This window comes from Variovorax sp. 54, assembly GCF_002754375.1.
Lineage (GTDB): Bacteria > Pseudomonadota > Gammaproteobacteria > Burkholderiales > Burkholderiaceae_C > Variovorax.
Genome location: NZ_PEFF01000001.1, coordinates 2,691,864 through 2,712,521, shown reverse-complemented (window position 1 = coordinate 2,712,521; position 20,658 = coordinate 2,691,864). Strand labels below are relative to the sequence as shown.

Annotated in this window: 24 protein-coding genes; 18 read left to right on the top strand and 6 right to left on the bottom strand. The window is 70.2% G+C overall.

Features of this window, described 5'->3' with window-relative positions; genetic code table 11:
• The first annotated feature begins 50 nt into the window (after nt 1-50).
• From rplP to CLU95_RS12480, 4 genes are all read left to right on the top strand, one after another.
• The gene (gene rplP, locus CLU95_RS12495; RefSeq protein ID WP_007838137.1) at nt 51-467 is read left to right on the top strand and encodes a 50S ribosomal protein L16; all 417 of its coding nucleotides are present in this window, start codon (nt 51-53) and stop codon (nt 465-467) included.
• A gap of 55 nt (nt 468-522) precedes the next feature.
• Entirely contained in the window at nt 523-732 is a 210-nt protein-coding gene (rpmC, locus tag CLU95_RS12490; protein WP_099797259.1) for a 50S ribosomal protein L29, read from the top strand.
• A gap of 9 nt (nt 733-741) precedes the next feature.
• On the top strand, nt 742-1,011 hold the full coding sequence (gene rpsQ, locus CLU95_RS12485; protein ID WP_056576548.1) for a 30S ribosomal protein S17: 270 nt from the start codon (nt 742-744) through the stop codon (nt 1,009-1,011).
• 83 nt (nt 1,012-1,094) lie between these two features.
• On the top strand, nt 1,095-1,601 hold the full coding sequence (locus tag CLU95_RS12480; RefSeq protein ID WP_099793517.1) for a peroxiredoxin: 507 nt from the start codon (nt 1,095-1,097) through the stop codon (nt 1,599-1,601).
• 7 nt (nt 1,602-1,608) lie between these two features.
• Here CLU95_RS12480 and CLU95_RS12475 read toward each other — a convergent pair whose 3' ends face one another.
• Nucleotides 1,609-2,199: a GNAT family N-acetyltransferase gene (locus CLU95_RS12475; RefSeq protein ID WP_099793515.1), complete on the bottom strand. Its 591-nt coding sequence runs from the start codon at nt 2,197-2,199 to the stop codon at nt 1,609-1,611.
• Nucleotides 2,196-2,900 carry a cytochrome b/b6 domain-containing protein gene (locus CLU95_RS12470; RefSeq protein ID WP_099793513.1) on the bottom strand — a complete coding sequence of 235 codons (705 nt, stop codon included), beginning with the start codon at nt 2,898-2,900 and terminating at the stop codon, nt 2,196-2,198. The genes CLU95_RS12475 and CLU95_RS12470 overlap by 4 nt, the downstream gene beginning before the upstream one ends.
• A gap of 163 nt (nt 2,901-3,063) precedes the next feature.
• Here CLU95_RS12470 and CLU95_RS12465 point away from each other — a divergent pair, with 163 nt between their 5' ends.
• Complete coding sequence (locus tag CLU95_RS12465; RefSeq protein ID WP_099793511.1) at nt 3,064-3,510, top strand: c-type cytochrome; 447 nt, start codon at nt 3,064-3,066, stop codon at nt 3,508-3,510.
• Nucleotides 3,511-3,660: 150 nt separating this feature from the next.
• Here the strand turns inward: CLU95_RS12465 and CLU95_RS12460 are convergent, their stop codons facing one another.
• Nucleotides 3,661-4,158, bottom strand: coding sequence for a TlpA disulfide reductase family protein (locus CLU95_RS12460; protein ID WP_056576533.1), 498 nt, complete (start codon nt 4,156-4,158; stop codon nt 3,661-3,663).
• Nucleotides 4,159-4,268: 110 nt separating this feature from the next.
• Here CLU95_RS12460 and CLU95_RS12455 point away from each other — a divergent pair, with 110 nt between their 5' ends.
• The 10 genes from CLU95_RS12455 (at nt 4,269) to CLU95_RS12410 (ending at nt 11,758) form a co-directional block, all read left to right on the top strand.
• A complete protein-coding gene (locus CLU95_RS12455; RefSeq protein ID WP_099793509.1) occupies nt 4,269-4,805 on the top strand; it encodes a hypothetical protein in 537 nt (178 codons plus the stop codon).
• Nucleotides 4,806-4,950: 145 nt separating this feature from the next.
• On the top strand, nt 4,951-5,406 hold the full coding sequence (locus CLU95_RS12450) for a PTS sugar transporter subunit IIA (RefSeq protein WP_062478898.1): 456 nt from the start codon (nt 4,951-4,953) through the stop codon (nt 5,404-5,406).
• A complete protein-coding gene (locus CLU95_RS12445) occupies nt 5,375-5,644 on the top strand; it encodes an HPr family phosphocarrier protein (RefSeq protein ID WP_099793507.1) in 270 nt (89 codons plus the stop codon). Before CLU95_RS12450 ends, CLU95_RS12445 begins: the two co-directional genes overlap by 32 nt.
• Before the next feature lie 103 nt (nt 5,645-5,747).
• On the top strand, nt 5,748-7,559 hold the full coding sequence (gene ptsP / locus CLU95_RS12440; protein ID WP_099793505.1) for a phosphoenolpyruvate--protein phosphotransferase: 1,812 nt from the start codon (nt 5,748-5,750) through the stop codon (nt 7,557-7,559).
• A 248-nt stretch (nt 7,560-7,807) separates the two neighbouring features.
• On the top strand, nt 7,808-8,191 hold the full coding sequence (locus CLU95_RS12435) for a DUF4148 domain-containing protein (protein ID WP_099793503.1): 384 nt from the start codon (nt 7,808-7,810) through the stop codon (nt 8,189-8,191).
• Nucleotides 8,192-8,274: 83 nt separating this feature from the next.
• Nucleotides 8,275-8,739: a Spy/CpxP family protein refolding chaperone gene (locus tag CLU95_RS12430; RefSeq protein ID WP_099793501.1), complete on the top strand. Its 465-nt coding sequence runs from the start codon at nt 8,275-8,277 to the stop codon at nt 8,737-8,739.
• Complete coding sequence (locus CLU95_RS12425) at nt 8,732-9,223, top strand: DUF4260 domain-containing protein (protein ID WP_099793499.1); 492 nt, start codon at nt 8,732-8,734, stop codon at nt 9,221-9,223. The genes CLU95_RS12430 and CLU95_RS12425 overlap by 8 nt, the downstream gene beginning before the upstream one ends.
• Nucleotides 9,224-9,249: 26 nt before the next feature.
• The gene (locus CLU95_RS12420; RefSeq protein WP_099793497.1) at nt 9,250-9,609 is read left to right on the top strand and encodes a hypothetical protein; all 360 of its coding nucleotides are present in this window, start codon (nt 9,250-9,252) and stop codon (nt 9,607-9,609) included.
• Nucleotides 9,610-9,659: 50 nt separating this feature from the next.
• Nucleotides 9,660-10,361, top strand: a complete 702-nt coding sequence (locus tag CLU95_RS12415) for a response regulator transcription factor (RefSeq protein WP_099793495.1) — start codon at nt 9,660-9,662, stop codon at nt 10,359-10,361.
• Nucleotides 10,358-11,758 carry a sensor histidine kinase gene (locus CLU95_RS12410; RefSeq protein WP_099793493.1) on the top strand — a complete coding sequence of 467 codons (1,401 nt, stop codon included), beginning with the start codon at nt 10,358-10,360 and terminating at the stop codon, nt 11,756-11,758. Before CLU95_RS12415 ends, CLU95_RS12410 begins: the two co-directional genes overlap by 4 nt.
• Here the strand turns inward: CLU95_RS12410 and CLU95_RS12405 are convergent.
• From CLU95_RS12405 to CLU95_RS12395, 3 genes are read right to left on the bottom strand one after another with little or no spacing between them, the layout of a single operon-like run.
• A complete protein-coding gene (locus CLU95_RS12405) occupies nt 11,739-13,109 on the bottom strand; it encodes an efflux transporter outer membrane subunit (protein WP_099793491.1) in 1,371 nt (456 codons plus the stop codon). The two genes, CLU95_RS12410 and CLU95_RS12405, sit on opposite strands and share 20 nt — an antisense overlap.
• A gap of 8 nt (nt 13,110-13,117) precedes the next feature.
• The gene (locus CLU95_RS12400; RefSeq protein ID WP_257214610.1) at nt 13,118-15,097 is read right to left on the bottom strand and encodes a MacB family efflux pump subunit; all 1,980 of its coding nucleotides are present in this window, start codon (nt 15,095-15,097) and stop codon (nt 13,118-13,120) included.
• A complete protein-coding gene (locus CLU95_RS12395) occupies nt 15,094-16,287 on the bottom strand; it encodes an efflux RND transporter periplasmic adaptor subunit (RefSeq protein WP_373668792.1) in 1,194 nt (397 codons plus the stop codon). The genes CLU95_RS12400 and CLU95_RS12395 overlap by 4 nt, the downstream gene beginning before the upstream one ends.
• A gap of 183 nt (nt 16,288-16,470) precedes the next feature.
• Between CLU95_RS12395 and CLU95_RS12390 the strand changes: the two genes are divergently transcribed.
• The 3 genes from CLU95_RS12390 (at nt 16,471) to CLU95_RS12380 (ending at nt 20,525) form a co-directional block, all read left to right on the top strand.
• On the top strand, nt 16,471-17,010 hold the full coding sequence (locus CLU95_RS12390; protein ID WP_180288591.1) for a sigma-70 family RNA polymerase sigma factor: 540 nt from the start codon (nt 16,471-16,473) through the stop codon (nt 17,008-17,010).
• Nucleotides 17,003-17,941, top strand: a complete 939-nt coding sequence (locus tag CLU95_RS12385; RefSeq protein WP_180288590.1) for a FecR family protein — start codon at nt 17,003-17,005, stop codon at nt 17,939-17,941. Before CLU95_RS12390 ends, CLU95_RS12385 begins: the two co-directional genes overlap by 8 nt.
• Nucleotides 17,942-18,026: 85 nt before the next feature.
• Nucleotides 18,027-20,525 carry a TonB-dependent siderophore receptor gene (locus CLU95_RS12380; RefSeq protein WP_099793484.1) on the top strand — a complete coding sequence of 833 codons (2,499 nt, stop codon included), beginning with the start codon at nt 18,027-18,029 and terminating at the stop codon, nt 20,523-20,525.
• Nucleotides 20,526-20,658: the final 133 nt, after the last annotated feature.

The following is a 20,658-nucleotide window of genomic DNA, read 5'->3' as shown; positions in this document are numbered from 1 at the left end:
GGTCGCTCCCGGGCACGCAAGTGCCTGGGGCCCTCACGGAGTAACAAAACATGCTGCAACCTGCACGCAGAAAGTTCCGCAAGGAACAAAAGGGCCGCAACACCGGCATCGCAACCACGGGTAACTCGGTTGCGTTCGGTGATTTCGGTCTCAAATGCACCGACCGCGGCCGCCTCACGGCGCGCCAGATCGAAGCCGCTCGTCGCGCGATTTCGCGTCACGTGAAGCGCGGTGGCCGTATCTGGATCCGCGTGTTCCCGGACAAGCCGATCTCTACCAAGCCCGCTGAAGTGCGGATGGGTAACGGTAAGGGCAACCCCGAGTACTACGTCGCTGAAATTCAGCCTGGCAAGATCGTGTTCGAGATCGTCGGCGTGCCCGAAGAACTCGCCCGCGAAGCGTTCCGCCTGGCCGCCGCCAAGCTTCCGCTGCGTACGACGTTCGTCGCTCGCCAGCTCGGCGCCTGAGAGGAGAACACCCATGGCAACACGTAAAAAGAAAGAAACCGCGGCTTCGGCCAAGGTGACGAAGGCTGCAACCCTGCGCACGAAGGACGTCGCAGGCTTGACCGCCGAAATCAAAGATCTGCAGAAGGCCCACTTCGGCCTGCGCATGCAGAAAGCCACGCAACAGCTGTCGAACACCACGACGCTGCGCGTGACGCGTCGCGACATCGCTCGCGCCAAGACCATTCTTGCTCAGAAAGAGCAAGAGACCCAAGCCGCCAAGTAAGGAGTGAACATGACGGAAGCTAAAAAATCCCTCAAGCGCACCTTGATCGGCAAGGTGGTCAGCGACAAGCGTGCCAAGACCGTGACCGTGCTGGTCGAGCGCCGTGTGAAGCACGAGCTCTACGGCAAGATCGTGGCCAAGACGAGCAAGTACCACGCCCATGACGAAAAGGGCGAGTACAAGCTGGGCGACACCATCGAGATCACGGAAAGCCGTCCGATCTCGAAGACCAAGAACTGGGTTGTGACCCGTCTGGTCGAGAAGGCCGCCCTGGTCTGATCAAGCACTCGGTCGCCCTCGAGGCAACCCATCCGAAAACGGCCCACAATGTGGGCCGTTTTTCTTTTTCAGGAGCAAATTACATGATCAAAGTCGGCGACACCCTTCCTTCGGCCACCCTGCAGGAATATTCCGAAGTCGAGGGCGAGGGCTGCAGCATCGGCCCGAACGCGGTCGACGTGGCCAAGGCCACGGCGGGCAAGACCATCGCGCTGTTCGCACTGCCGGGCGCCTTCACGCCCACCTGCTCGGCCAAGCATGTGCCGGGCTACGTGCAGCACTTCGACGACTTCAAGGCCGCCGGCGTGGACGAGATCTGGTGCGTGAGCGTGAACGACGCCTTCGTGATGGGCGCCTGGGCGCGCGACCAGAAGACCGGCGCCAAGGTGCGCATGCTGGCCGACGGCAGCGCCGACTTCGCGAAAGCCACCGGCCTCACGCTCGATCTGACCGGCCGCGGCATGGGCCTGCGCAGCAACCGCTACTCGATGCTCGTGAAGGACGGCAAGGTCGCGACGCTGAACGTCGAAGGCCCGGGCAAGTTCGAAGTGAGCGACGCCGACACGCTGCTGGCGCAAGCCCGCGGCTGAGCCCGGCCTACAGCTCGACTTTGAGGTAATGGGCCCCGGCGACGGGGTTGTGATAGTAGGGCGGCACCTCCGCGAAGCCCAGGTCTTCGTAGAGGGCGCGCGCCGACTCCATGTCGTCGAGGGTGTCGAGCAGCACGCAGGCATAGCCTGCGCTGCGCGCGGCATCCAGGATGGCTTCGGCCAGTTGTCGGCCGAGCCCGAGCCCTCGGAACCCGGGGCGCACATACAGCCGTTTCATTTCCGCCGCGTTCGCGTAGTCCGTGCTGTCGATCGGGCGCAGCGCGCAGCAGCCCGCCACGTGGGCGAGCGTGCCGTCGGCGCGCGTCAGCGTGGGCGCGGCGCGGCCGGCGTCTTCATTGACATGGGCAGGATCGACCAGCGCCAGCAGCAAGGTGCCGCGCGGCTCGGCGTACTCGCCGGGCAGGTCGGCCAACTCGCCGTCGAAGTCCTGGAACGCGAGGTCGATGGTCAGCGAGCCCGCGTAGTCGCGGAAGATGGCGCGCACGGCGTCGACCTCGTGAGGTTCTTCGGGCGTGAGAAGCACCACGGCCGGCATGTCCGACAGCGGCAGCGGGCGGGAGACGGAAAAGCCGCTCATACGCGCAACGACGCCACCCAGAACGCCACGCCCGCGCACAGCGCGAACAGCACCAGCGCCAGCGTGCGCGATGCCGCATCGTCGCGACTCGGCGGCACGCCATTCCCGTTCCCGTTCCCGTTGGAGGCGCCCGCGATCACCGGCTTGTCGCCCGACAGCATCGGCCCGACCAGCCGGTGCCGCTTCACCAGCACATAGAACAACACCGCCAGCACATGCAGGCTCACGAGGGCGATCACGATCCACTTGCCCTGCGCCTTGTGCCAGCCGGTCGCCAGGCTCACCATGGCGCCCGAGACAAAGCGGGTCAGCGGCCCGGAGGCTGAAATCTCGTCGTCGGCCATCAGCCCGGTGGCGACCTGCAGGATCAGCAGCGCCAGCACCGCGAACACCGACAGCGCGCCCAGCGGCGTGTGGCCGATCAGGTGGTCGGGATGCGACTTGCCGCGCAGGTAGGCGATGACCGAGCCCGGGGCGTAGATGAAGGCGGCAAAGCGCGACCAGCGCCCGCCCACGAAACCCCAGACCAGCCGGAACAGCAGCAGTGCCAGCACGGAGTAGCCGAGGCGGAAATGCCATTCCATGATGCCGTTCAGGCCCGTCACGAGCAGGCCGATCACGGCGAAGGCGAGCGCCCAGTGAAAGAGGCGGGTCGGCAGGTCCCAGACGCGTGTGCGGGCCACCGAGAGGGTGTCGGTCATCGAAAAAGGCGCCGGGGCGCGAGGCTGCGGAAGGCGCAGATTAGCAAAGTCCGGCCCGGTCGTTGCACCGGGTTGTTGCTATGCGCCCGACACGGCCAGCCCCTACACTGCCTGCAGCGCCGCGTTCGACGGTGCCCAAACCCCACACAAGGAAGGTCCTTCGATGATCCGTTTCGCTTCGTTCGCCCTTGCAGCCGCCTGCGCTGCGATGTCCCTGCCCGCCGCGGCACAGTTCGCCAAGCCCGAAGACGCCATCAAGTACCGCCAGAGCGCGCTGTTCGTGATGGCCCAGCACTTCGGCCGCCTCGGCGCCATGGCCAACGGCCGCGTGCCCTACGACGCCGCCGCGGCTGCTGCCAACGCCGAGGTCGTGGCCGACATGGCCAAGCTGCCCTGGGCTGGCTTCGGCACCGGCACCGAGGGCGGCAAGGCCAAGCCCGAGGTCTGGAAGGAAGATGCCAAGTTCAAGGAACGCCAGCAGAAGCTGATCGAGGAAACCGGCAAGCTGGTGGTCGCCGCCAAGGCCGGCAACCTCGATACCCTCAAGGCCCAGTTCGGTGCGACCGGTGCAAGCTGCAAGGCCTGCCACGACAGCTTCCGCAACCAGTGAGCCGCGGGCTTTCGCAATGAAAAAGGCGCTCCGCAAGGAGCGCCTTTTTCGTTCCAGGGATACCGCGGAACCGGCTTTGCCGGGCCGCTGGTATCGCCCCCGGTAGGGGGTTGGCGAAGCGACACGAAGTGCGCGCAGCCTGGGGGGGAGTCAAGCTTCCGCCAATAGCTTTTCGATCAGCTTGTGCAGCTCGGCGAAATCGGGCTCGCCCACATAGCGCTTCACGATCTCGCCCTTCTTGTTGACGATGAAGGTGGTCGGCGTGAGCTTCACGTCGCCCCAGGCCTGCGCCACGCTGCCGGTGTTGTCGATCGCGACCTTGAACGGCAGCTTGCGCGTTTCGGCGAAGTTGACGACGTAGCTCGGCGGGTCGTAGCTCATGGCCACCGCCAGCGTGTCGTAGCCCTTGGCCTTGTACTTGTCGTAGGTCGAGATCACCTTCGGCATCTCGGCCACGCAGGTCACGCAGCTCGTGGCCCAGAAGTTGACCAGCGTGACCTTGCCCTTCAGGTCGGCCGTGCTCTTGGTGGTGCCGTCGAGCAGCACGAAGGTCGAGGCCGGGGCGGCCGTGCTGCCCGAACCGAGGTACACGCCCACGCCGGCGGCCAGGGCGATCACGACGGCGGCAGCAGCGAGGTATTTTTTCATGGGCATCTGAAAGAGAGAGGCGCGGCGATTTTAGTTCCGCGTGCCGGATCGCGTCGGCGCAGCCATTTCCGGCCTTTTCCCTTCCGAAGGCCGTTCGATAATCGCCCTCGATGCCATCGCTTCCTTTTCCTTTCTGGCCCGTGCTGGCCCTGGCCGCCGTGCTGGGCGCCTGCAGCCCCACCTTCAACTGGCGCGAAGTGCCGATCGCCGACGCCGGCCTGGTCGCGATGCTGCCCTGCAAGGCCGACCGCGCCCAGCGCGCGCTGCCGCTGGGGGCCGAGTCGGTGCAGGTCGACATGACCGGCTGCGAAGCCGGCGGCGCGACCTTCGCCGTGGCCCATGCCTCCGCCACCAGCCCGGCGCAGGCCGAGGCCTGGCTCACGGCCTGGCGCACGGCCACATACGGCCAGCTCGGCGTGGCGCAGGTGATCCAGGGACCGGCCACATTGCCGCGCGCCACGGCCGTTCCCGCACCGTGGCGGCTCGACGGGCAATCGGCGCAGCAGGGTGTGGCGCCGGTCCAGGTGCTCTGGTTCGCGCAGTCGCAGAAAGACGGCAGCGTGTCGCTCTACCAGGCCACCGTACTGGGCCGCCCGTCCTCGCCCGAAGCGACAAAGACCTTCTTCGAGGGCCTGCGCCTGCCCTGAGTTCGGGCCGTGAGGCGCAGCTATCGTTTTTGTAGCTGTTGCCGCGGCGCCAATGGCTGCCTTCCCCGGCTGGCGCGTTGTGTCCTCCAAGTCTCTACTTCCTTTGGGCGCCCCCGCATAATCGACGCGTCGTCCTCCGAGCCGCATGAACAGCATCCTCATCATTGCCCACTCTCCGTTCGCACAGGCGCTGCGGCAGTGCGCGCTGCATGTGTTCCCCGACTGCGAACAGGCGGTCGTGGCACTCGACGTGCTGCCCAACGTGTCGCCCGAAGAAACGCTGGCCGCCGCGCGCATCACGCTCGCACAGCAGTTGCATGCGCCGCGCTCGCAGGTGCTGGTACTGGCCGACGTGTTCGGCGCCACGCCCTGCAACGTCGCACAGAAGCTGGTGGACGGCGTGCGCTCGCGGCTCGTGGCCGGTGTCAACCTGCCGATGCTGCTGCGCGCCGTCACCTACCGCCACGAACCGCTCGACACGCTGGTGCAGCGCGCCCTCGCGGGCGGCACCGCCGGCGTCATGCAGGTGGCGGTGGCGGCTCCCCAGAACCAGGCGAAAAGAAAGCACAGTGATCAAGAAATCCGTGACCATCAGCAATAAGCTGGGCCTGCACGCGCGCGCGTCGGCCAAGCTGACCAAGCTCGCGGGCAGCTACCCCTGCGAGGTGTGGCTGTCGCGCGGCGACCGCCGCATCAATGCCAAGAGCATCATGGGCGTCATGATGCTGGCCGCCGGGCTCGGCGTGACCGTCGAGCTCGAGACCAACGGCGCCCAGGAAGAAGAAGCCATGAACGCCATCGTCCATCTCATGGACGACAAGTTCGGCGAAGGCGAATGAATGTGGCCCCCACGCTGCGCACTGCGTGTCGTCGCTGCCCCCCGAGGGGGCTCGGCCGCCTTGGGGCGGCCCGGCGGCGGCCGATGACCTTCGGTCCCCGCGCATGACCTTCGCAGTCCACGGCCTCCCTGTCGCCCGTGGCATTGCCATCGGCCGCGCGGTGCTGGTGGTGTCCAGCCGCATCGACGTGGCGCACTACTTCATCAAGCCCGACGAGATCGAGACCGAGATCGACCGCGTGCGCACCGCGCGCAACGCGGTGGCCGACGAGCTCACCAAGCTGCAGGCCAGCGTGGCGCAGATGGGCCCGAACGACGCGCCGCACGAACTCGCGGCGCTGCTCGAGGTGCACCAGATGCTGCTGCAGGACGACGTGCTCAGCGGCGGCGTGAAGCACTGGATCAGCGAGCGGCTGTACAACGCCGAATGGGCGCTGACCACGCAGCTCGAGATCATCGCGCGCCAGTTCGACGAGATGGAGGACCCGTACCTGCGCGAGCGCAAGGCCGACCTCGAACAGGTGGTCGAGCGCATGCTGCATCGCATGAAGGGCACGGCCGCCGTGCTCGCGCCGAGCCCGCCGCGGCGCAAGCGTGCTGCCGCCCATCACGACCACGACGACGAAGACGACGACCCCACCGCGGGCGACGGCTTCGACGTGCCGCTGGTGCTCATTGCGCACGACCTCTCGCCGGCCGACATGCTGCAGTTCAAGAAGAGCGTGTTCGCCGGCTTCGTGACCGACGTGGGCGGGCGCACCTCGCACACCGCCATCGTCGCGCGCAGCATGGACATCCCGGCCATCGTCGGTGCGCGCTCCGCGAGCCAGCTGGTGCGCCAGGACGACTGGGTCATCATCGACGGCGAGGCCGGCGTGATGATCGTCGACCCGTCTCCCATCATCCTGGCCGAGTACGGCTTCAAGCAGCGCCAGGGCGACCTCGAACGCGGCCGGCTCGCGCGGCTGCGCCACAAGCCCGCCGTCACGCTCGACGGCCAGCGCGTCGAGCTGCTGGCCAACATCGAGATGCCCGAAGACACGGTGGGCGCCGTCAAGGCCGGCGCTGTGGGCGTGGGCCTGTTCCGCAGCGAATTCCTCTTCATGGGCCGCGAGAACTCGGCGCGCCAGACGCGCCTGCCCGACGAAGAAGAGCAGTACCAGGCCTACAAGCGTGCGGTCGAGGGCATGCAGGGCATGCCCGTCACCATCCGCACCATCGACGTGGGCGCCGACAAGCCGCTCGACGGCAAGTCGGCCAGCAAGCAGGAGCACCTGAACCCCGCGCTCGGCCTGCGCGCCATCCGCTGGAGCCTGGCCGATCCGGCGATGTTCCTCACGCAGCTGCGCGCCATCCTGCGCGCGGCGGCGCACGGCGAGATCTACCTGCTCATTCCGATGCTCGCGCACGCCAGCGAGATCCGCCAGACGCTGTCGCTGATCGACTTCGCGCGCGCCGAACTCGACAACCGCGGCGCGGTGTACGGCCCGGTCAAGCTCGGCGCCATGATCGAGATCCCGGCCGCCGCGCTCACGCTCAAGACCTTCCTGAAGCACTTCGACTTTTTGTCGATCGGCACCAACGATCTGATCCAGTACACGCTGGCCATCGACCGCGCCGACGAAGCCGTCGCCCACCTCTACGACCCCGCGCACCCCGCGGTGCTCAAGCTCGTGGCCGACACCATCACCGAGTGCCGCCGACAGGGCAAGGGCGTGTCGGTGTGCGGCGAGATGGCGGGCGACGTCGCCTTCACGCGCCTGCTGCTGGGCCTGGGCCTGCGCAGCTTCTCGATGCATCCGTCGCGCATCCTTGCCGTGAAGCAGGAAGTGCTGCGCGCCGACACCGGCAAGCTCGAGCCCTGGGCGCGGGGCGTGCTCGACGCGGACGATCCCGCGGCCGCACTCGCGGGCTGAGCCCGCAACCCCGCCCTTCGCGGCGGGACGCAAGTACCAGGAACACCACGGAACCGGCTTTGCCGGGCCGTCGGTGTTGCCCCCGGTAGGGGGAAGGCGCGCGCGACACGAAGTGCGCGCAGCCTGGGGGCGAGCCAAGTCTGGTGAAACAAACCGAAATACGGCGATACGGCGGTGAAAGGACTCGCCGGGCATCGACGCGCACCATCAGGTCTCCTCTTCCAACCCCTGAAAGAAAGGCCTGCATCATGATCGTCAAGTCGTCTTTTTCCCTCGCCCAGCTCATCGCTGTCGGTTCCTTCGCCATGCTCGCCGCTGCCGGCGCCAAGGCTGAAACCTACCAAGGCGTTCACGCCCCCGTGTCGGCCATGAGCCGCGCCGACGTCAGCGCCGAAGCCGTGCGCACTGCCGCCGCCCCTGATCAGAACGTCGTGCGGGGTTCGCGCGGCCCCGAGACCGTGGCCGTGTCGACCGACCGTGCCCGCGTCGTCGCCGAAGCCGTGCGCACCGCCGCCGCACCCGACCAGAACGTGACCTCCGGCTCGCGCGTGAACAGCAAGGTCATCTCGACCATGCAGAACCCCGTCGACGCGCGTGCCGCCGCCGCGCGCGACAGCAGCAACCGTCTCTGAGCCACTGCGGCGCATGCGTCGCCGCCGTCGCCTCGTCCATCACTGAAGCAGCCCCGCGCAGGGGCGCATGAAGGAGCACCCCTATGAAGCACTGGATCAAACGAACCCTGTTCGGATTCGCGGGCCTGGCCGTCGTGGCCGGCAGCATCGCCGGCTGTGCCGGCCACCGCCACGGCTGGGGCGGCGACAGCGCCGAGTTCCGCGCCAAGATGGTCGAGCGTGTCGGCAGCAAGCTCGAGCTCGACGCCGCACAGAAGCAGAAGCTCACCGTGCTCGCCGAGAAGCTGCAGGCGCAGCGCCAGGCCATGCGCGGTGCGGGCGGCGCGGGCGATCCGCGCTCGCAGTTCAAGGCACTGTTCGCGGGCAACACGCTCGACCAGTCCGGCGCCGCACGCCTGATCGAAGAGAAGACCGCCGTGGTGCGCACCGGCAGCCCCGAGGTCATCGCCGCCGCGGCCGATTTCTTTGACCACCTGAATGCCGCCCAGCAACAGAAGGTGCGCGACTTCATGGAGCGCGGCGGTCGCCGCTGGAACCGCCATGGCTGACGTCGGCTCGCCCCCCGGCTTCGCGCGCTTCGTGTCGCTGCGCCGACCCGCTCTGCGGGAGCCGCAGCACCACGCCGCCTCCGTGGCGTTGCGCGAACCGGCAGCGCCAGCCGTGGACGGTGTGCGCACCGTGCTGCGCTTCGAAGGCGCGGTGGTGCTCGCGGTCGCGCTGGTCGGCTATGCCCAGTTCGGCATGGGCTGGGGCGTGTTCGCGCTCTGGCTGCTCGCGCCCGACCTCTCGCTGCTCGGTTACCTTGCCGGTCCGCGCGTCGGTGCGGCGCTGTACAACGCGGCGCATGCGCTGATCGGGCCGGTGCTGCTGCTGGCGCTGGGCGTGTTCGCGGCGCAGCCGTGGGCGGTGGCCGGCGGCCTGATCTGGCTGGCCCGCGTCGGGCTCGACCATGCGCTGGGCTTCGGCCTCAAGTACGCGACCGGTTTTGCGTCCACCCACCTCGGCCGCATCGGCCGCGCCGATCCGTGGTGAGTGCCGTGGCCCGTTCCCGCACTGCCATGCGCCCCGCGCTTGCGCGTACCGTGATGTTGGGCGAGGCGTTCACGCTCGCTGTGGCGTCGGCGGTGCACGGCGGCTGGCTCGTGGCCGGCCACGCGCATCCACAGGCGCGCACCGCCGAGGCCGTGATCGCCACCGTGCTGGTGCTCGCGGCGCTCGAAACCTGGCGCCGCCCCGCGCATGCCCGCACGGCGGCGATCGCCGGACAGGGCTTTGCCCTGCTGGGCACGCTGGTCGGCCTTGGCACCATCGTCGCGGGCATCGGCCCGCGCACGGTGCCCGACGTGGTCTACCACGTGCTTTTGCTCGCTGGCCTCACCGCCGGCCTGGTCTGGACGGTGCGATGCCGGCCGGATTGATTGCAAGCTTTGCCATTCGCGCTCTCTTTGCCAGGAGGCACAATCCCGCCATGCCGCGCATCCTGCTGATCGACGACGACGAACACCTCGCCGCGCCGCTGACCACCTACTTCGCACGCTTCGGCTGCACGCTCGACAGCGCCAAGCGCCCGAGCGAAGGCATCGCCAAGCTGCGTGCGGGGCACTACGACGCGGCCATCCTCGACGTCATGCTGCCCGAGATGGACGGCTTCGAACTGTGCCGCGAGATCCGCAAGGAAAGCGACATCCCCATCGTGATGCTCACTGCGCGCGGCGAGGTGATGGACCGCGTGGTCGGCCTCGAACTCGGCGCCGACGACTACGTGCCCAAGCCCTTCGAGCCGCGCGAACTCGTGGCGCGCGTGCAGACCATCCTGCGCCGCCAGCGCAGCGCGCCCGCCGCGGCCGCTGCCACCAACGCGCAGCTGCGCGTGTTCGACGGCCTCTCGATCGACCTCGACCGGCGCCAGGTCATGCGCCACGGCGAGCGCGTGGAGCTCACCGGCACCGAATTCGACCTGCTCGCGCTGCTGGCCGGCGAGCCCGGCAAGGTGTTCAGCCGCGACGACATCCTGAACCGGCTGCGCGGCCACGAGGCCGAGCTCTTTACGCGCGCGGTCGACATCGTGGTGAGCCGGCTGCGCAAGAAGCTCGAGCCGCTCGACTGCATCAAGACGCTGCGCAACGCCGGCTATGCGCTGGCCGTGGCGCCGGGCGAGCCTTCTTCATGAGATTTCCCCGGGGGCGCGCAGGCGCCGCGCGTGCCGACAGCGAGGGCCCGTGCCCCGGCAAGGAGCGACGCCGCCACTGGCATGCGCGCATGCACGCCCGCATGCAACAGCGCTGGCGCAGCTCGGTGCGCGTGCGCATCGTGATGATGTTCGTGGTGCTCGCGCTCGTGATGGCCGCGGTGTTCGTGGGGGGCATGAAGCGCTCCTTCTCCAGCACCTGGGCCGAGGCCGCGCAGCCCATGCTCATGGACTACGCCGACCGCCTCGTCGCCGAACTCGGCACGCCACCCGACACGGCGCGCGCGCAGGCGCTGGTCGACCGGCTGCCGATCACCATCCGCATCACCGGGCCCACCGTGAACTGGGAATCGAACCCCGGCAACGACATGCACGCGCGCGGCGGCTGGTTCTACGACCGTGACCGCGAGGAGTCGATGTTCTCCACCGAGCGCTGGTTCGTGCGCCCCACGGCCGACGGCCACAAGGTCATCTTCGGCTGGGCGCCGCGGCTCTGGCAGCTTGCGCCGCGCGCGGCCGGCTGGACCACGCTGTGCGTGCTGCTGCTGCTCGTGGTGGTGGCCTACGCGCTGGTGAGCCGGCTGCTGCGTCCGCTGATCGACATCCGCGAGGGCGCGCAGCGCTTCGGCCGCGGCGAGTTCACGCAGCCCATTCCGATCCGCCGCAACGACGACCTGGGTGACCTCGCGCAGCGCGTCAACACCATGGCCAGCGACATCCAGGCCATGCTCGACGCCAAGCGCGGCCTGCTGCTGGCGCTGAGCCACGAGCTGCGCTCGCCGCTCACAAGGGCCCGGCTCAACGCCGAGCTGCTGCCCGCCACGCCCGAAGGCGAGGCCGAGCGCGAAGCGCTGCTGCGCGACCTCAACGAGATGCGCGACCTGATCAGCGACCTGCTCGAAAGCGAGCGCCTTGCCAGCCCGCATGCCGCGCTGCAGCGCGAGCCGGTCGACCTGGCCGCGCTGGTGCGCGAGATCGTGGCCGAAATGCCCGGCGCGCAGGCCGTGCAACTCGACCTTGCAGACGGCCTGGCGCCGCAGGCCGTCGACCGCATGCGCGTGCGCCTGATGGTGCGCAACCTGCTGGACAACGCGCTGCGCTACAGCGCCGGCGCGCCGCAGCCGCCGACCGTGAGCTTGCGTGCACCGGCCGACGGCGGCGCCGAGCTGGAGGTGCGTGACTTCGGGCCCGGCGTGGACGACGCGCAGCTCGAACGCCTGACCGAGCCCTTCTATCGCACCGACGGCGCACGGGCGCGTGCCACGGGCGGCGTCGGCCTCGGCATGTACCTGTGCCGGCTTATCGCCGAAGCCCACGGCGGCCGGCTCACGGTGCGCAACGCGCACCCGGGCCTGCAGATCAGCGTGCGGTTCGGCTGACGCGCGGGGTGGCTGCTGCTTCGGCAGACCAGCCACCGCCGAGCGCGTGGTACAGCGCCACGCTGGCCTGCAAGCGCGCCTGCAGCAACTGCGCGCGCGCATCCTGCGCAGCGAACAGCGTGCGCTGTGCGTCGAGCAGCGTGAGCAAGGTCTCGGCGCCCGCGCGGTAGCGCGACTCGGCGAGCGTGCGTGCGCGTTCGGCCTGCGCCAGTTCCTCGTCTTGTGCCACCCGCTGCGTGTCGAGCGCGGCCACAGCCTCGAGCGCGGTCAGTGCGTCGGTGAAGGCGGCCACCGTGGCGGCGCGGTAGTTCGCGAGCAGTTCCTCGCGCCGCGCAGCCGACAGGTCACGCACTGCCGCGCGCCGGCCGCCATCGAAGATCGGCGCCGCCAGCGCCGCCGCCAGGCTGTACACCGGATGGTCGAACAGTGTGCCGAAGCGCGGGCCCGCCGCCGCGAGGCCGGCGCTCAGCGTGAGTGTGGGGAACATCGCCGCGCGCGCCGCTGCCACATCCGCATCGGCCGCGGCCAGGGCGGCTTCGGCGCGTGCGATGTCGGGCCGACGCGCGAGCAGGTCGGCCGGCAGGCCCGCCTCGACCGACGGCAGCGCGAGCTGCTGCAGGCTGGCGATGGCGATCGGCACTTCGCTGCCCGCCTGGCCGAGCCAGCGCGCCATGCGGACGTCCGCCGCGCGCGACTGCTGGCGCAGCGTGGCGGCCGTGCGCCGCTGCGACGCGACGATGCCGCGCTGCTGTGCGAGTTCGAGCGGCGAGGCCGCGCCCGCGCGTGCACGGGCCTCGACCAGCTGCAGCAGCCGTTCGGCATCGTCCAGGCTGCGCCGCGCAATGGCCGTGCGCTCGCGCAGGCCCAGTGCTTCGAGCCAGGCCGCACCCGCGCCCGCGCGCAGCGCGAGCCGCACCGCGTCGCGGTCGAAGGCGCTGGCCTGCCGCGAGGCGCCGGCGCTGTCGCGCTGCGCGCGCAGGCGGCCCCACAGGTCGACCTCGTAGCGCGCTTCGAGCCCGAGCGCGCGCCGGTTGCCGCTCACGTTCGCATCGCCGCCGAGCCGACCCTGGCGCTGCACATCGGCGGTCGCCGACAGCTCGGGCCAGGCCGAGGCGCCAGTGATGCGCTCCTGCGCTTCGGCCTGGCGCAGCCGGGCTTCGGCGGCGTCGCCGTCGGGGTTGCCGGCATCGACCGCGGCGACGAAGGCCGGCAGCTCGGTGCTGCCGAAGCCCGTCCACCACGGATCGGCGACGGGCGGTGTGCGCGCAGGCGCATCGGCTGAAGGTGTCGCGCAGCCCGCGAGCAGCAGCGCCGCCAGGGCCAGCGCGGCGGGAGAGAAAAAGCGCGTCATGGCATTCATCATTCGGAAGACAGGGCCGCGACCGGATCGAGCGCGGCGGCCTTGCGGGCCGGCATGAAGCCGAACACCAGGCCGGTGAGCACGGCGCAGCCGAAGGCGCCCGCAATGGCCGTGAGGGAAAAGATCACCGGCACGTCCGCCACCATGAGCGCGGCGCCGAACAGCAGCCCGCCCACCACGCCCGCGACGCCGCCGGTCACGGTGACCAGCACCGCCTCGACGAGGAACTGCCGCAGGATGTCGCGCTGGCGCGCGCCCGTGGCCATGCGGATGCCGATCTCGCGCGTGCGCTCGCGCACGGTCATGAGCATCACGTTCATCACGCCGATGCCGCCGACCACCAGCGACACCGCCGCGATCAGCCCGAGCATCACGGTCATGGTGCGCTGGGTCTGCGCGCGCGCCTTGATCGACTCGGTCTGGTTGAACACCTGCACGTCGCGCACGTGGCGCTGTGCGGCCAGCACCTCGACGATTTCTGCCGCGGTCTCGGAGGCCTTGTCGACGTCGTGCACGGCCACGGCCACCCAGGTCGGGTGGTTGCTGCCGTACAGCCGCGCGGCGGCGGTGGAGAAGGGCACGATCACGCGCTCGTCCTCGCTGGCCTGGCCGCCGCCCGCGCCCTTGGCGGCGAGTACGCCCAGCACGTCGAAGGGCACGTTGTCCAGGAGGATGCGCTGGCCCACCGGGTCGGTGCCGTCGGCGAACAGCGCGGCCTGCACGCGCTCGCCGATCACCGCGACCTTGGCCAGGCTCTGCTCGTCGCTCTCGTCGAAGAAGATGCCGCGCGCGGTCGGCCACTTCAGCGCCTGCTCGAAGTCGGTGGTCGCGCCGCCGCCCTCGGTGCGGTGGTCCACGTTGCCGCGCCGCGCCACCACGAAGCCCTCGATGTAGGGCATGGCCACGCGCACGTTGGGCAGGCGGCGGAGGGTGTCGACGTCGGCCAGCGTGAGCTTGCCGCCGCGCCCGCGCGCGCTGTCGGGAATGGCGGCCACGTACATCTTGTCGGCGCCGAACAGCGAGATCTGCTTCATCACCGCCTCCTGCGAGCCGGTGCCGACCGCGAGCATCACGATGACCGAGGCCACGCCGATCACGATGCCCAGCAAGGTGAGGCCGGTGCGAAAGCGGTGGATCCACATCACGCGCCAGGCCGCGCGCAGTGCCTCGTGCAGCTCGGAGAGCAGGGCGCGCGGGGTGTCGGCGGCATCGACTGTGTTCGCGGGCGAAGGCAAGGGAAGCGGCTCTGGCAGCGCCTCAACGGGCGCGCGTCCGCTGTCCGACACGATGCAGCCGTCGCGAATTTCGATCACGCGGCGCGCGCGCTGCGCGACCTCGCGGTCGTGCGTGATGAGGATCACGGTGTGGCCGGCGGCGGCCATCTCGTCGAGCAGCGCCATCACTTCTTCGCCGCTGCGCGAGTCGAGCGCGCCGGTGGGCTCGTCGGCCAGCACGATGCGCCCGCCGTTCATGAGCGCACGCGCGATCGACACGCGCTGCTGCTGGCCGCCCGAGAGCTGGTGCGGCCGGTGGCCCAGCCGATCGCCCAGGCCCAGGCGCGTGAGCAGCCCGCGTGCGCGCGAGGCGCGCTCGGCGGGCGGCACGCCGGCGTAGATGGCGGGCATCTCGACGTTCTCCTGCGCCGACTCGGTCGAGATCAGGTGGTAGCCCTGGAACACGAAGCCGAAAGCCTCGCGCCGCAGCCGCGCGAGCGCGTCGGCGTCCATGCCGGCCACGTCCTGGCCGGCGAACAGGTAGCGCCCCTGCGTCGGGCGGTCGAGGCAGCCGAGCAGGTTCATCAGCGTCGACTTGCCCGAGCCCGAGCTGCCGACGATGGCGACGAACTCGCCCGCATGCAGTTCGAGCGTGATGCCGCGCAGCACCTCGACGGCCGGCGCGCCGTCGTGGCCGCCGTAGGACTTGCGCAGGTCGTGCAGCGCGATCAGCGGGGGCTGCGTGACTGCATCGCTGGCACTCACAGCTGGAACTTCCGCGTGCCGCCGCCGGCCGCGCGCTCGCCGGTGATCAGGCGCTCGCCTTCGGCGAGGCCTTCGAGCACTTCGCCGGAGAGCCGGTCGCGCACGCCGATGCGCACCTCGCGCGGCGCGGGTTGGCCATCAGGGCCGAGCACGCGCGCGGTGAAGCGTCCGCTCTGGCCCTTCACGGCCGTGAGCGCGGGCAGCGGCGCCACCACCACGTCGCGCGCCGAGGCGGCGACGAAGTTCACCTGCGCGGTCATCTGCGGCATGAGTTCGCCGTCGGCGTTGTCGACGTCGAACAGCACGGTGTAGAGCACGACCTTGCTGGCGGCCGGTGCCTGCGGCGCATCGCCGCCGCCCTTGCCCGCGGGCACGGGCGGCGAGGGCAGCACCTGGCGCACCGTGCCTTCCCAGCGGCGGCGGTCGGCGCCGAGCGTGGTGAAGTACACGGCCATGTCGCGCTTCACGCGGCGCACGTCGGCTTCGGAGACCTCGGTCCACACCGTCATGCTGGACAGGTCGGCCACGCGCAGGATGTCGGGCGTCTGGTAGGTGGCGTTGAGCGTCTGGCCCTCGCGCGCCTGCACCGAGACCACGCTGCCGGCCATCGGCGCGTAGATGCGCGTGTAGCCCAGGCGCGCCTCGTCGGCCTTCAGCGTGGCCTGGGTTTGCGCGATCTGGGCTTCGAGGTGCGCGATCTTCGCGGCGGCCGAGGCCAGCGTGGCTTCGGCGGTCTGCACGTCTTCGGCGCGCGTGGCGCCCTCGGCGGCCATCTGCTGCTGGCGTGCGAACTGCTGGCGCGCCAGGCGATGCTGCGCGTGCTGGTCGGCCCGCTGTGCGCGCAGGCCCGCGAGCGAGGCGCGGCCGGCGTCCACCGTGGCCTGCTGCACGCTGGGGTCGATCTCCACCATCAGCTGGCCCTTCTTCACCGGGTCGCCGGGCTGCACGTGCAGCCGCAGGATCTGGCCCGACACCTGCGCGCCCACGTCCACATAACGGCGCGGCTGCAGCGTGCCGATGGCGGTCACGCTGCTTTCGATGTCGCCACGGCGCAGCACGGCGGTTTCCCAGCCGGGATCGCGCGGGCTCGCCCAGACATAGGCCACGGCAGCGGCGGCCAGGGCCAGCGCCGCGAAGGCGGCGATGCGCAGGCGCGTGCCGGCGCGCGAACGGGAAGCGGGCGCCGTCACCGGACGCCCTTGCGGAAGAAAACGAGGGTCATGCTGCTAAGACGTGCGAAACGCGGAAACGGGTAGCCCGCGCGAAACGCGGCATGCGGAATGAGGCGTTTCGGGGGACAGGAAATCTTTACAAATCTATATAATTGAGAATAACTCTCAATTGCATCGTCTCCCGCGATGCCCCTTCACACCATGTCCCATCCGGAAGTCCGGCAGCTGTATGTCGACCACCAGGGCTGGCTGCGCAGCTGGTTGCTGGGCCGCCTGCGCTGCGGCTTCACCGCGGCCGATCTCACGCACGACACCTTTCTCAACCTCATCGAGCTGCCCCAGCAGCCGGTGCTGCGCCAGCCGCGCGCGTTCCTGCAGGTGGTGGCGAGCCGTTTGATGATCAACCGCTTTCGCCGCATGCAGGTCGAGGCCGAGGTGCTGCGCACCGTCGCGCTGATGGCCGAGGACGCCTGCGCGCCGAGCGCCGAAGACAGGGCCTGCGCGCGCGAGCTGCTGGGCCAGGTGCTCGCGCTGCTGGCGACCGAGCTCGACGTGAAGAGCCGCACTGCGTTCCTGATGGCGCGCGTCGAAGGGCGCTCGTACCGCGAGATCGCGGCCGAGCTGGGCGTGTCCGAGACGCGCGTGAAGCAGTACCTCGCGAAGGTGCTGGCGCATTGCCATGGCCGCATGGCGGCAGTCGCGCCGGAACCGGGAACTGCCGAAGCCCCGGCCCATGCCTGACGCGGCTGCCGAGCGCCTCCGCCAGGAGGCGGCGCTCTGGGCCGTGACCCTCGCCGACGATGCGGTCGACGACGCCACGCGCGCCGCCTGCGACGCGTGGTGCGCACTCGACGAGCGCCATGCGCGCCTGCTGGCCGAGATGCGCCGCATGTGGGAATCGGTGACGCCCGACACCCCCGCGCCGCAGCCCGCGCGCCGCGGCCCGTCGCGCCAGATGCTCGGCGCGCTCGTGCTGCTGCCCTGCCTGCTCGTGGCGGGCGCCGCGATGCCGTGGCAGGCCTGGCTGGCCGACGAGCGCACCGGCGTCGGTGAGATCCGCCACCTGCGGCTGGAGGACGGCAGCCGCGTCGCGCTGAACAGCGACTCGGCCATCGACATCGATTTCTCCGGCAGCGTGCGCCGCGTGCAGCTGCTGCGCGGCGAGGTCTTCGTCGAGGTCGCGCACGGCGACAAGCCCTTTGCCGTGGTCGACCGCGACGGCACCGCGCAGGCGCTGGGCACGCGCTACGCCGTGCGGCGCGAGGCGGGCGACACGCTCGTCACCGTCACCGAATCGCGCGTGCGCGTACAGCCGCTGGACGGCGGCGACGACCGCTGGGTCGATGTGCAGGCGGGGCAACAGGTGCGCTTCGACCGCCGCGGCGTCACCACCGACACCGTGCCCGCCGCGCCCGGCGGCCTGGCGTGGCCGCAGGGCCGGCTGGTGTTCGACGACGCGCCCGTGGCCGAGGTGCTGCGCCAGCTCGGCCAGCACCGGCCCGGCCTGCTGCTGGCCGACGACGAGGCCCTGGGCGCGCTGCGCTTCACCGGTGTGCTGCCGATCCAGCAGAGCGACGCCGCGCTCGCGCTGCTCGCCAGCGCGCTGCCGAGCTTGCGCGTCTCGACGCTGTCGCCGTGGCTCGTGCGCGTGACCACCACGGCGCCGCCGTGACCGGGCGGCTGAACTTTTTCGCACCCACCGCTACCCGTTTCCCGTGCCCGCTTGTCATAGGTGGTGAAAAGAGATTCACCACACCATGACAGGACCTGCCGCAGACCCGACCGAGACCGCGCACGCTGGCGTGAAGCGCTGGCGTCGCCTGCGCCGTGCCTTCGCGCTCGCGAGCCTGGTGCTGCTCACCGTGCCGGCTGCCGCGCAAACGCCCACTGCTGACGCGGCCTTCGAGTGGCACCAGCCCGCGCAGCCGCTGAGCGGTGCGCTGACCGCGCTCGCCGTGCGCACGGGGCTGCTGCTCGGTGTCGATGCCGAGGTCGTGCGCGGCAAGCGCGCGCCCGCGCTGCAGGGCCGCTACACGGCGCGCGAGGCGCTGCTGCAGCTGCTCGAAGGCAGCGGCCTTGAAGCGGTGCGCGGCGCGTCCGGCGGCTACGCGCTGCGCGTCGCGGCGCAGCGACCACCAGGCCCGAAACCGCAGGCCGAAGCACCCGCCGCAGGCGGTGCGCTCAGCGAGGTCACAGTCACCGGCGGGCGCGACATCGGCACCGTCACCGAAGGCACGGGCTCCTACACCACCGACGGCGCGATCGGCACTGCGACGCGGCTCGAACTCAGCTTGCGCGAGACGCCGCAGTCGGTCAGTGTGCTCACGCGCGAGCGCCTCGACGACCAGGGCCTGAGCCAGATCAGCGACGTGCTGCGCCAGACGCCCGGCCTGAGCTTCGTGCAGAGCGGCAACGCCGGCACCGACGCCAATGCCGTCTATTCGCGCGGCTTCGAGGTCGAGAACTACCAGGTCGACGGCATCCCGCAGGCCGGCACCTGGCTGCTGCAGACGGGCGACCTGGCCTTCTACGACCGCGTCGAAGTGGTGCGCGGCGCCACCGGCCTGCTCAACGGCGTGGGCACGCCGGCGGCCACCGTCAACCTCGTGCGCAAGCGCCCGGGCAACGCGCTGCAGGCGAGCGCCTCGTTCAGCGCGGGCACCTGGAACCGCCAGCGCGCCGAGCTCGACATCGGCGGGCCCGTCACCGCCGACGGCCGGGTGCGTGCGCGTGTGGTCGCGGCTGTTCAAGATGGCGACTCGTGGATCGAGCGCCACCACGAGAACAAGCGCCTGTTCTACGGCATCGTCGAAGCCGACCTCACGCGCACCACGCGCCTGAGCGCCGGCTTCGAACTGCAGCGCCACGACAACGACGGCGTGGCGCGCGCCGGCCTGCCGCTGTTTTTCAGCGACGGCACCGAGGCCGACTACGGCCGCTCGCGCAGCGCCGCCGCGCGCTGGGCCCATTCGTACCAGGACCAGCGCCAGTACTTCGCTGCGCTCGATCACCGCTTCGACAGCGGCTGGGCCGTGCACGCCGCCTTCAACCGCTCGCGCCGCGCCTACGACGACGTCATCGGCTACGCGCTGCGCGGCTATATGAACCGCGCCACGGGTGCGGGGCTCGGCCTGTGGACCCACCGCTGGAACGCGGTGCCGGTGCAGAACGCGTTCGACCTGTACGCGAGCGGCCCCTTCGAACTCTTCGGCCGGCGCCACGCGCTGGTGCTGGGCTACAACGCCTCGCGCACACACAGCGACGCGCCGCTGTACGCGGGCTGGAACGTGGCGGGCTTCGACCCGTGGCTGGCGAACTTCAACAGCTGGACCGGCGACCTGCCGGCCCAACCGCATCAGCCCGTGACCGGTCGGCAGGACACGTCCACGCGCCAGACTGGCGCCTATGCCACGGTGCGGCTGCGGCCCACCGATGCGCTCTCGGTCATCGTCGGCGCACGCGCGAGCGACTGGAAGGACGTGACGCGCAGCTTCCCTTCGCAGAGCACCGCCACCTTCACGACGCGCAGCGAGAAGGGCGTCGTCACGCCGTACGCGGGCGTGGTGTTCGACCTCGACAAGCACTGGTCGGCCTACGCCAGCTACACCAGCATCTTCAAGCCGCAGGCCAGCAAGGACCGCAGCGGCACCTACCTCGATCCGCTCGAAGGCCACGCCTACGAAGCGGGCGTGAAGGGCGCGTTCTACAACGACCGGCTCAACCTCAGTGCCGCCGTGTTCCAGGTGAAGCAGGACAACCTCGCCGTGCGCCTGGACAACGAATTCGCGCCCGACGGCTCGGCCGCCTACCGCGCGGCCAAGGGCACGACCACGCGCGGCCACGAATTTGAAATCGCCGGCGAGCTGCTGCCCGGTTGGCAGGTCGGCGGCGGCTTTGCGCACAGCGTGGCGCGCGACGCGGCCGGCCAACGCTTGAACACGCAGGTGCCGAAGAACCTGCTGAAGCTCTTCACCAGCTACCGCATCGCCGGCATCGGCAACGGCCTCACCGTGGGCGGCGGCCTGAACTGGCAGAGCGACACCTACAGCACCGGCCTCGGTCCTTCGGGCCACGCGCGCTTCACGCAGCAGGCCTTCACCACGCTCGACCTCATGGCGCGCTACCCGATCAACAAGCACCTCGCCGTGTCGGTGGCGCTGAACAACGTCTTCGACACGCGCTACCGCACCAGCACCAGCAGCAGCTTCTACGGTGCCCCGCGCCACCTGCTCGTGACCTTGCGCGGCACCTACTGACGCACTGTTTTTTTCTCCGCAGCCAGGTCGCTGCCGGCCCCTTCGCGGCCGGTGTGCGTCGCTAGCCATCTCCTGCCAACGGGCGGTTGCCGATCTCACGGGTCGGGCCGTCCCCTTTCTTCATGCCATGAAC